General features: G+C 76.7%; 12 protein-coding genes and 2 pseudogenes. 5 read left to right on the top strand and 9 right to left on the bottom strand.

Features of this window, described 5'->3' with window-relative positions; all coding sequences use genetic code 11:
* Window positions 1-1,225, bottom strand: a 1,225-nt coding sequence (locus tag F6X68_RS26050; RefSeq protein ID WP_192581546.1) for a HAMP domain-containing protein, incomplete at its 3' end; no start/stop codon positions are given.
* An 85-nt stretch (window positions 1,226-1,310) separates the two neighbouring features.
* Here F6X68_RS26050 and F6X68_RS26055 point away from each other — a divergent pair.
* Window positions 1,311-1,979, top strand: a complete 669-nt coding sequence (locus F6X68_RS26055; RefSeq protein WP_151456750.1) for a 5-formyltetrahydrofolate cyclo-ligase — start codon at window positions 1,311-1,313, stop codon at window positions 1,977-1,979.
* A pseudogene (locus tag F6X68_RS34375) lies at window positions 1,976-2,134 on the top strand (FmdB family zinc ribbon protein); the annotation flags it as partial. The gene F6X68_RS26055 and the pseudogene F6X68_RS34375, both read left to right, overlap by 4 nt.
* Window positions 2,135-2,196: 62 nt before the next feature.
* Here F6X68_RS34375 and F6X68_RS34380 read toward each other — a convergent pair.
* Window positions 2,197-2,508 carry a hypothetical protein gene (locus tag F6X68_RS34380; RefSeq protein WP_225852432.1) on the bottom strand — a complete coding sequence of 104 codons (312 nt, stop codon included), beginning with the start codon at window positions 2,506-2,508 and terminating at the stop codon, window positions 2,197-2,199.
* 18 nt (window positions 2,509-2,526) lie between these two features.
* On the bottom strand, window positions 2,527-2,721 hold the full coding sequence (locus F6X68_RS26065; protein WP_151456751.1) for a hypothetical protein: 195 nt from the start codon (window positions 2,719-2,721) through the stop codon (window positions 2,527-2,529).
* 96 nt (window positions 2,722-2,817) lie between these two features.
* Here F6X68_RS26065 and F6X68_RS26070 point away from each other — a divergent pair, with 96 nt between their 5' ends.
* A complete protein-coding gene (locus F6X68_RS26070) occupies window positions 2,818-3,156 on the top strand; it encodes a hypothetical protein (protein ID WP_151456752.1) in 339 nt (112 codons plus the stop codon).
* Between the two features lie 55 nt (window positions 3,157-3,211).
* Here F6X68_RS26070 and F6X68_RS26075 read toward each other — a convergent pair whose 3' ends face one another.
* Entirely contained in the window at window positions 3,212-3,694 is a 483-nt protein-coding gene (locus F6X68_RS26075) for a DUF2231 domain-containing protein (protein ID WP_151456753.1), read from the bottom strand.
* Window positions 3,695-3,920: 226 nt separating this feature from the next.
* Between F6X68_RS26075 and F6X68_RS26080 the strand changes: the two genes are divergently transcribed.
* Both F6X68_RS26080 and F6X68_RS26085 read left to right on the top strand, forming a co-directional pair.
* Entirely contained in the window at window positions 3,921-4,349 is a 429-nt protein-coding gene (locus F6X68_RS26080) for a Fur family transcriptional regulator (RefSeq protein ID WP_151456754.1), read from the top strand.
* Window positions 4,350-4,403: 54 nt separating this feature from the next.
* Window positions 4,404-5,261: an oxygenase MpaB family protein gene (locus F6X68_RS26085; RefSeq protein ID WP_151456755.1), complete on the top strand. Its 858-nt coding sequence runs from the start codon at window positions 4,404-4,406 to the stop codon at window positions 5,259-5,261.
* Window positions 5,262-5,351: 90 nt separating this feature from the next.
* Here F6X68_RS26085 and F6X68_RS26090 read toward each other — a convergent pair whose 3' ends face one another.
* The 5 genes and pseudogenes from F6X68_RS26090 to F6X68_RS34385 all read right to left on the bottom strand — a co-directional run.
* Window positions 5,352-6,218, bottom strand: coding sequence for a RecB family exonuclease (locus F6X68_RS26090; RefSeq protein ID WP_370518987.1), 867 nt, complete (start codon window positions 6,216-6,218; stop codon window positions 5,352-5,354).
* A gap of 138 nt (window positions 6,219-6,356) precedes the next feature.
* Window positions 6,357-6,971 carry a MarC family protein gene (locus tag F6X68_RS26095; protein ID WP_151456757.1) on the bottom strand — a complete coding sequence of 205 codons (615 nt, stop codon included), beginning with the start codon at window positions 6,969-6,971 and terminating at the stop codon, window positions 6,357-6,359.
* Window positions 6,972-7,011: 40 nt separating this feature from the next.
* Complete coding sequence (locus F6X68_RS26100; RefSeq protein ID WP_151456758.1) at window positions 7,012-7,878, bottom strand: PHP domain-containing protein; 867 nt, start codon at window positions 7,876-7,878, stop codon at window positions 7,012-7,014.
* 48 nt (window positions 7,879-7,926) lie between these two features.
* Window positions 7,927-9,144 carry a hypothetical protein gene (locus tag F6X68_RS26105; protein WP_151456759.1) on the bottom strand — a complete coding sequence of 406 codons (1,218 nt, stop codon included), beginning with the start codon at window positions 9,142-9,144 and terminating at the stop codon, window positions 7,927-7,929.
* Between the two features lie 56 nt (window positions 9,145-9,200).
* Window positions 9,201-9,655 (bottom strand): annotated as a pseudogene (locus F6X68_RS34385) (hypothetical protein); the annotation flags it as partial.

The raw sequence follows: 9,655 nt of genomic DNA on the forward strand, positions 1-9,655 counted from the left end.
GGCGCGGCTCCCCGGTCGCCGCGACGGCGCCCACCACACCGCTGCCCAGCGGCACCCGCAACGGCCCCGAGGGTTCGTCCGCCGGGTCGGGCTCGTCCAGCCCCTCGGTGCACTGCGCGACGAGCACCCCGCCGTCGTCGACGAGCAGCACCGCCCCGGCCCGGGCGCCGGTCGCCGCGATCGCGCTGTGCAGGATCACCCGCAGGATGCGTTGCAGGTCGTGGGTGCTGGCCAGGGTGTCCCCCAGCACCGCGAGGTGCCCGCGCAGCTGGTCGCGGCTGCTGGTCAGCGCCGCCACGTAGGTGCCCGTCTCGCGGGTCATCCGGTTGAACGCGCCGGCCAGCCGGCCGATCTCGTCCCGGCTGCGCACCGGCACCCGGGCGGTCAGGTCGCCGCGCGCCACCCGGTCCACCGCGCCCGCCAGCTCGACCAGCGGGCGGGTCGTGACCCGGGCCAGCCGCCAGGCGGCCACCACGGCCAGCAGGGTCGCCACCAGCACCGCCGAGCCCAGTGCGACGTACAGGCCGCGTGGTCGTTCGCTGGGGACAGAGAGCACCAGCGGCAGGGGCTGCCCGGAGGACGGGCCGACCAGGCGGACGTACCGGCCGTCGGGGGTCTCGGCGACGCGCTCGCCGTGCAGCGTGTCGGCGGCGGCGAGCACGGCGTCGCGTACGCCGGTCGACTCGGTGCTGTGGGCGAGCCGGACGGGCGCCGCGGCGTCGTCGATCAGGGTGACCGCCACCCCCGTCACGGCCGCGAGGCGCGCCACGAAGGCCGGGTCGACCGGCTGCGCGGCGGTGACCGTGCCGAGCGGCCCACCGGCCCGGTCGCGCAGGTCGGCGCGGGCCGCGAGCGCCCGCACCGGCCCGGCTGCCGGCGGGTCGGCGCAGTCCCGCCAGGGCCCCGCGGGGCCGCCGGGGCTGGCGTAGGTGACCCGGCCGGTGACGTCGGCGACCCGCACCGCGGCGGCCAGGCCACGGCGGACCACCTGGCTCGCGGCGGCCGGCCGGTCGCCGGCCAGGGCGACCGCGTCGGCGGCGGCCCGCAACTGCTGGCAGAGGGCGTCGACGGAGGTGCGCACGGTCGCGGCGGCCACCGCGAGCCGCTCGGTGGAGCGGCTCGAGTCGACCGCCGCCACGGTCGCCCCGACGAACATCACCCCGAGCACCACCGGGCCGAGCGCCACCGCCAGGAAGGCTGTGGTCAACCGCCCGCGTAGCGTCACTCGGTCCCCCCGGAAGTTCCGCCGCCGTTGCTTGCGATGCTGACACAGAGCCACCAGGCGACAAACGTTGCGTCAGGAGTGTTGCGTGCCCGATTTTTCTGATGGAGCGCAAGAGGCGAAGCGGGATGTGCGCGCCGCCGTTCTCGCCCGCCGCCGGGCGCTGACCGCGCCGCAGCGGGCCGACGCCGCCGGGCGCGTCCAGGCCGAGCTGGTGGCTCTCGTACGCCGGCTGCGCCCGCTGCGGATGACGGCGTACGTGCCGGTCGGCTCCGAACCGGGCGGGCCCGACCTGCCGACGGTGCTGCACGCGGCGCTGCCGCCGGGCGGGGAGCTGCTGCTGCCGGTGCTGTGCGACGACCTCGACCTCGACTGGGCGGCCTGGAGCGGGCCGGCCGGGCTGGTGGCCGCCGGGCGGGGGATGCGCGAGCCGGCCGGGCCGCGGCTGGGCCGGGCGGCGGTCGCCGGGGCGCAACTGGTGGTGCTGCCCGCGCTGGCGGTGGACCGCCGGGGGCTGCGGCTGGGCCGGGGCGGCGGCTCGTACGACCGGGCGCTGGCCCGGGTGCCGGCGACCGCCCTGACCGTGGTCCCGCTGCACGACGGCGAGCTGGTGGAGGCGCTTCCCGCCGAGCCGCACGACCGCCCGGTACGCGCGGTCGTCACGCCCGCCGACGGCCTGCGTACGCTGGACGCCGCCCCGGGGGGCGTGGCGGGTGTCGCGCCCCACACTTCCGCTGGACGAATCCGGGGGCGATGACGCACCATTGGCACTCGAATCCGTCGAGTGCCAGAACGGCCGTGCCAGATCCGGAGGAGAACGTGCCCACGTACCAGTACGCCTGCACCGCGTGCGGCCACCAGCTCGAGGCGGTGCAGTCCTTCTCCGACGCACCGCTGACCGAGTGCCCGGCGTGTGAGGGACGGCTGCGGAAGGTCTTCAACTCCGTCGGCATCGTGTTCAAGGGATCGGGCTTCTACCGCACGGACTCGCGCTCGTCCGGCTCGGACAGCGCGAAGAGCGGCGCCGCCGCCAAGCCGGCGAAGTCCGACTCGTCCTCCGGCGGTGACTCCGGCTCGTCCGGCGGGTCCTCGTCGTCGGGCTCGTCCGCCGGTTCCTCGTCCTCGTCGTCGGGCTCGTCCCCGTCGTCGGGCTCGGGCGGCTCCACCGGCGGCGGGGGCAAGGCCCCGGCCGCCAGCAGCGCCAGCTCCTCCTGACCCACGCCGCCCCGGCCCGGGGGCCGGCCCCCGAAGCTGGGCCGGTCCCCGGGCCGGCCGCGCTCGTCCACCGGGCGGCGGTGAGCCGCTCAGTCCCAGTGCGGGGGGCGCTCCGCGAGCAGCCAGTCGTCGTTGCCGCCCGAGCGCTCGCCCCAGCCCCGGTCGGTGTCGTCGGCGGTCTGCTCGGGCAGCACCACGAAGTCGTCGCTGAGGTCGACGGCGCGGTCGTCGTCGCCGCGTACCGCCGGCAGGCCCGGATCCTCGGTGATGCTCACGAGCGGCAAGACTAGCGCAGCCACCACCGGCGGGAGCGACGACGAACCGCCGGGCCGCCGCGTCCGGCCGGCCGCCGGGCCGGGGCGTTGGTAGCGTCGGACGGCGTGACGACCCCCACCTCCGGCGGCGCCCCGGACGAGTACTGGCGACGGCCCGACGCCTCGCCCGAGCGGCCCACGGGCGCGCCGCCGGGGCCGGCCACGCCACCCCCGGCGCGTGGGAGCGGCTACGCGGGCCCGCCCGCGACCACCCCGCCACCGGCCGGGTGGCGCCCACCGGTGCACCTGCGACCGCCACCGCCCCGGCGACTGCCGGCGCAGGACATGGCGGAACTCGACGCGGCGGAGCAGCGGGCGCAACGACTCACGTACGGCGTGGGCACGGTGGCCGGTGTGGTGCTGGTGCTCCTCGTCTGCGTGCTCTGCTCCCGGCTCGTGTTCTGACCTCGGCCCGGTCGCGGCCCGCGCCGCCTGTCGGCCCGACGCGGCCGGAGGGACGTCAGAGGGTGTTGCCCCAGACGGTCTCGGCCCCGGAGTGCCCGGTCAGGTACACGTAGACGAGGCTGACGACGCCGAGCGCCACCACCACGACCGACAGCACCGGGGTCACCCAGGACGGCAGCTTCGGCACCCGCCGGTGCCCGCTCGTCACGAACAGCAGCAGCAGCGACGCCACGGCCAGCGGCAGCACCCAGCGGAACAGGATGTCGCCGTAGCGGGAGTGCGTGAAGATCTGCTCCACGATCGGGCCCTGCATGCCCCGGGCGAGGAACGCGTCCGTCAGCTCCTCCCCCGACTCGACGGCGACGAAGGCCGACACGGGCGCCACCACGGCGAGGATCGCCACCGCCCAGTCCAGCCGCGCCCGGAACCGGGGCAACGCCACGTACGCGGCGGAGAGCAGGGCCAGCAGCGGCACGAGCACGACGACCGCGTGCACCACCAGCACGTGGGCCGGCAGACCCAGGATCTCCTTGAACATCCACACCTCCGGCGTACGCGGTCGCGGGGCCAGCGTACGGTGCGCCGGTCGACCCGCCCAGTCAATCTCGATCGGGAACACGCGCCCGGAGCCGGTCCGGTTCACCGTTCCCCGGCGAGGAACCCGCCGACCCGGCGGCCGGCTCGGGGCGACCGGGGTTGTGGCCGGCGCCACCCTGCACCGGAGGCCGGTTGTCGGTCCCCGACCCGCGTGCTGTCATTGGCACATGCCCGGTGGCGAGGAACTGCTCCGGTCGAGGGGCCTGCGGGTCACCCGGCCGCGCCTCGCCGTGCTCGACGTGCTGGCCGCCGGCGGCCACCTCGAGGTCGACGAGATCACCCGCCAGGTGCGCCAGCGCATCGACTCGGTCTCCACCCAGGCGGTCTACGACGTGCTGGGCGCGCTGTCGCGCGCCGGGCTGTCCCGCCGCATCGAGCCGGCCGGCAGCCCCGCCCGCTACGAGGCCCGGGCCGGGGACAACCACCACCACGTCGTCTGCCGGGGCTGCGGGGAGATCGCCGACGTCGACTGCGCGGTCGGCAGCGCGCCCTGCCTGGACCCGGACATCGCCCACGGGTTCGAGGTCGACGAGGCGGAAGTGACGTTCTGGGGCCTCTGCCCCACCTGCCAGGCCCGCCGCTCCGCCGACGACTGAGGGCCGACCGCTCTCCACGCGGCGCGCGGCGGCACCGCGTGGCACCCTTGGTCGGTGGACTCCGATGACCTCGGCCTCTTCGGTCCGGGTTCGGTCACGTGGAAGGTGCACGAGGAGCCGATCCTGATCGTCGCCGGCCTGCGTTCGCTCTACCTCCAGTCGTTGCATCCCCGGGCCATGGCCGGGGTCGCCCAGAACAGCAACTACCGCTCCGACGCCTGGGGCCGCCTGGTGCGTACCGCCACCTACGTCGGCACCACCATCTACGGCACCACCGCCGAGGCGGAGGCCGCCGGGCTCCGGGTACGCCGCCGGCACGCCCGCCTGCGGGCCACCGACCTGTTCACCGGGGAGGAGTTCCGGGTCGACGATCCCGAACTGCTGCGCTGGGTGCACGTCACCGAGGTCGAATCGTTCCTCGACACGGCCCGCCGGGCCGGGCTGCCGCTGACCGCCGACGAGATCGACGGCTACTACACCGAGCAGCGGCGCTCCGCCGCCCTGGTCGGCCTGGACCCGGCGACGGTGCCGGGCACCGCCGCCGAGGTGGCCGACTACTACCGGCGGATCCGTCCGGAGCTACGGATGACCCGCGAGGCGGCCGAGACGGCGCTCTTCCTCACCGCGCCGCCGATCCCGTGGAAGCTCAGCCTGCCCGCCCGGATCGGGCTCAACCTCGGGCCGCCCCGCTGGGCGTACTTCGGCATCGCCGGCACGGCGCTCGCGCTGCTGCCGGCCTGGGCCCGGCGGATGTACGGCGGGCTGGGCCTGCCCACGACCGCGCTCTCCGCCGACCTGAGCGTCCGGGCGCTGCGGCTGACCCTCGCCACGTTGCCCCGCCGGTGGCGGGAGGGGCCGTTGCAGCAGGCCGCCAAGGAACGCGCCGCCCGGCTCACCGGCACGCCGGCCTGACCCACGGCCGAACCGGCTGCCCGGTGGGCGCCCTGTGCGACCCGGGCCGGCACCGTGTCGCCGGCAGGGTGACCGTGCCTGCGGGGGTGGTCAGTCCTGGCCGGACGCCGGGTCGATCGCGGGCGCGACCACCGGGTCGGCGGCGCGCTCGACGGCCGCCCACGGCTCCTTGCCCGGCGCCTGCGCCCCCACCGGGCAGGTGCGCCGGTAGTCGCACCAGCCGCAGCGCGGGCCCGGCGTGGTCGGGAACGCCTCGTCGGGGTCCTCCCCGTCGGCGACCGCCCGCTCGGCGGCCATGATGTCGCGGGCGGTCTCCTCCGCCCGGGTGAGCTGCCGGGCCAGCGACTCCACGGTGTGCTCGTGGGCGGCCACCGTGCCGGTCGGCAGGTGGTGCAGCTCCACCCGGCGGCACGGCCGGCGGAACACCCGCTCGGCGGCGTACGCGTAGAGCGCCAGCGCCTGCGAGCCGCGCGCGTCGTCGGCGTCCAGTCCCGTGCGGCCCGTCTTGTAGTCGACGATCACCAGCTCCGGGCCGTCGGGCCCGGGGCGGGAGTCGATCCGGTCGGCCCGGCCGTTGAAGGCGAGCACCGCGGTCTTGACCGCCACCACGCGCTCCACGCCGAGCGGGTCGGCCCCGGGCTCCAGGGTCTCGACGTAGGACTCCAGCCAGCCCAGGGCCCGCCGGTAGGCGGCCCGCTCCTGCTCGTCGTCACGGTAGCCCTCACGCACCCAGGTGCCCTTGAGCAACGCGGCGAGCGCCTCCGGCCGACGCCGCTCGGGGCTCAGGGCATACCAGTTCTTCAGGGCGTTGTGCACGCTCGCGCCGAGGGAGTTGTGCGCCCACGGCGGGCCCTTCTGCGGGGCCGGACGGTCGACGTAGGAGTAGCGGTAGCGGCGGGGGCAGTCGGCATAGGCGCCGAGCTTGCTCGGGGTGCAGACGAAGAGCCGCTCCGGCATGCCCTCGAAGCCGAGCTGCTCGGGCTGCTCGCCGCGCGGCCGGGGCGCCCGGCCGCCGCTGGTGGAGGACCGTCCGGCTGAAGAGGCTCGTCGCACACCGCGATCCTGCCATCCACCCCCGACAGAACCGGCCGCCGGTCAGGTCATGTTGGCGTACTGGGTCACGAACGCGGCCACCGCGTCCGCGATGAGCTGCACCGCGATCGCGGCCAGCAGCAGGCCGGCGATCCGGGTCAGCACCTCGATCCCACCGGGTCGCAGGATCTTGACGATCCCGCCGGAGAACCGCAGCACGATCCAGACGGTGACCATCACGGCCACGATCGCGGCGGCGATGGCCGTGACGTCCGCCCCGCCGTCGGCCTGCTGGACGAAGAGCATGGTGGCCACGATGGCGCCGGGGCCGGCCAGCAGCGGCGTACCCAGCGGCACCAGGGCGATGTTCGAGGTGGCCTGCTGGCTCGGGTCGTCGGCCTTGCCGGTGAGCAGCTCCAACGCCACCAGGATGAGCAGCAGCCCGCCGGCCGCCTGCAACGCCGGCAGGTCCACGTGCAGGTAGTCGAGCAGCGTCTGCCCCGCCACCGCGAAGATCACGATCACGCCCAGCGCCAGGGCGACGGCCTGCCAGGCGGCGCGGTTGCGGTCCCGCGCCGTCAGGGGGCCGGTCAGCGCCAGGAAGATGGGCATCATACCCGGCGGGTCGACGATCACCAGCAGGGTCACGAAGACCTCGCCGAACAGCTTGGCATCCACGTGATCAACGTAGCCGCGCCGCCGGAGGCGGAAACGCGGATCAGCCGGAAGCGACCTCGGTCACTCCGCCCGCCTCGGCGACGATCCGCTCGTACGCCCCGGGATCGGTGGTGAACGCCCCGAGCCGGACGGTCTTGTGGGTGCCGTGGAAGTCCGACGAGCCGGTCACCAGCAGGTCCAGCTCGCCGGCCAGGGCCCGCACGTGCGCCCGCTCGGCCGGGGAGTGGTCCTCGTGGTCGGCCTCCAGCCCCGCCAACCCGATCGCGGCCAGGTCGGCGATCAGCTCGTCGGGCGCGATCCGCCCCCGCCGGGTGGCCCGGGGGTGGGCGAAGACCGGCACACCGCCCGCCGCGCGGACGAGCCGGACCGCGCGGAAGACGTCGATGTCCTCCTTGGGCAGCCGGTAGCGCTCGCCCAGCCAGTCCGGCCCGAACGCCTCCGTCGTGGTGGCCACCAGGCCGGCCCGGATCAGCGCCTGCGCGATGTGCGGCCGGCCCACGGTTCCGCCGCCCGCGCCGGTCAGGATCTCCGGCCAGCTCACGTCGATCCCGTCGGCCCGCAGCAGCGCCACGATCCGCTCGCCCCGCTCCTCGCGGGCGGCCCGCACCCGGGCCAGCTCCGCGACGAGTTCCGGGGCGTCCGGATCGAAGAGGTACGCCAGCAGGTGCAGCGGCAGCGCGGGCTCCTCGCCGTACCACCGGCAGGAGAGCTCCGCGCCCCGGACCAGGCTGAGCCCGGCCGGCAGCGCCGCCAGGGCCGGCGCCCAGCCGGCCGTGGTGTCGTGGTCGGTGATCGCCACGATGTCGAGCCCCGACTCCGCCGCCGCCCGCACCAGCTCGGCCGGGCTGAGCGTGCCGTCGCTGGCGGTGGAGTGGGTGTGCAGGTCGATCCGCGGTGCCGCGCTCATCGGCCCGACGCTACCGGCCGGCGGCCCGCCCCGGGCGCGCGGGCGCGGTCAGGGACGGCGGTCGCCGCCCACCGGCACCACGCGTTCTCCGGCGGGCAGGCCGGCCACGGGCACGGACACGGCCACCTCGCCGTCGAGCACGCGGCTCACCTCGACGCGCACCAGGGCGCCGTCCGCGGCCGGGTAGTGGGCCGTCCCCTGCGGCGTCCACGCCACCGGCCCGGCCACGGGCGGACCGGCCGGGCGGGTCGCCGGTGCGGCGGCGAGCTGGTCCAGGTCGACCAGCAACGCGCGGTCCTGCCGGCCCGCCTTCCCGTTGACCAGGAGCCACCGCCCGTCGGCGGACACCCCGCCGGCTCCGGCGCCGGTCAGCGTCGGCCCGCATCCGGTCCGTACCGGTGCGAGGTTCCGGGCCGGGTCGAGCAGGGCGACACAGGGCCGGCGGGGAGTGCCGGCGGACACCAACGCGACCGCCAGCCCGTCCGGGCGGGTGCCGTAGACGTGCAGGGCGGCGTCGCCCGCGCCGCGCGGCGGACCCGCCGCCGGGCGCCACAGGGCGTGGCCGGGCCGGTCGGGGGCGAGGCGGACCAGGACCGTGTCCCCGGCGAAGGCGACCGGTACCGCGTCGGGCGACGCCGGGGTGCGGGCGGCGGCGACGACCTGGGTGCCGACGATGCCCGCGACGACCAGATCCGTCCCCTCCCGCCAGGCGACCTGCCGCGCGTCGGGGCTGAGGACGATGTCCCGGGCCCCGGCCAGGAGCAGGTGTGCCTTGCCGTCCGACAGCACGATCCACAGCGACCGGCCGGCCGCCGTCGGCGCGCCCACCACCGCCCACCCGGCCCGGTCGGGGAGCCGCTGGGCACGCTCGGCGGCCGTGCCCACGTCGGGCAGGGCGAGCCGCTGCCCGCCGGCGGTGACCAGCACGTCGTTGAGGATGAGGTCCACCTCGCCCCGCCCCAGGTCGGCCCGGGGAGCGGCCGACAGCTGCGGGGTCGGGTCCGGCAACGGCGAGGCGTACGGGTCACCGAGCACCACGGTCGGATGGGTGGGTCGCCCGGGCTGCTGCCCGAGCTGGGCCATTCCGGCGCTGACCGTCACGGTGGCCACCGCGGCGAGGGCGATCCCGGTCAACGTCCGCCGGCGCCGGGACCGGTCGGCCCGCCGGATCGCCAGTCCCGCCGGATCGGCGACGAGCGGACGCGCGACGGACACCCGGCGGGCGAACGTCTCCCGTACCGCCTGCGCCAGCTCGTCCTCGGTCACGGCGAATGGACGCGTCGGGCCTTCGGTCCGGTTGTCACCACGACCGACGGGACGGCTCACCGGTGCTCTCCGGAGCCGGCCGGTACGGCCGGGAGGGCGGCCTGCCGGCCGCGCTGCTCGTCACGGGCGGTACGCGACACCGCCCCGGCCCCGGCCCGCGCCCCCGAGGCGACGGGCACAGGATCGCCCGCCGACTCGTCGGTCAGCTCGGCGGCCGACGTGGCACGTCCGGCGTCCGGCGCCGGAGCAACGGTGGCCGGCTGCGCCGGAAGTCCGGTCGCGGCACCGCCCGGAGCGGCGGTGACGCCTCCCGACCGACCCGGGGCGATGGCGCCTCCCGACCTGCTCGGGGCGGCGGTGGTGGTGCCGTCCGGCCGGCCCGCCGTGGCCGGCGCGACGAGCGGCGACGGGGCGTTCGTCGCCGCGACCACGGCCGCCGCGTCCTCGCCCACCACCATCGTCGGCGCCCCGTAGGCCGTCGACGGGCGGATCGGCGCGCCGCCGCGGACCG

It is taken from the genome of Micromonospora sp. AMSO12t, from assembly GCF_008806585.1.
Taxonomy (GTDB): Bacteria; Actinomycetota; Actinomycetes; order Mycobacteriales; family Micromonosporaceae; genus Micromonospora; species Micromonospora reichwaldensis.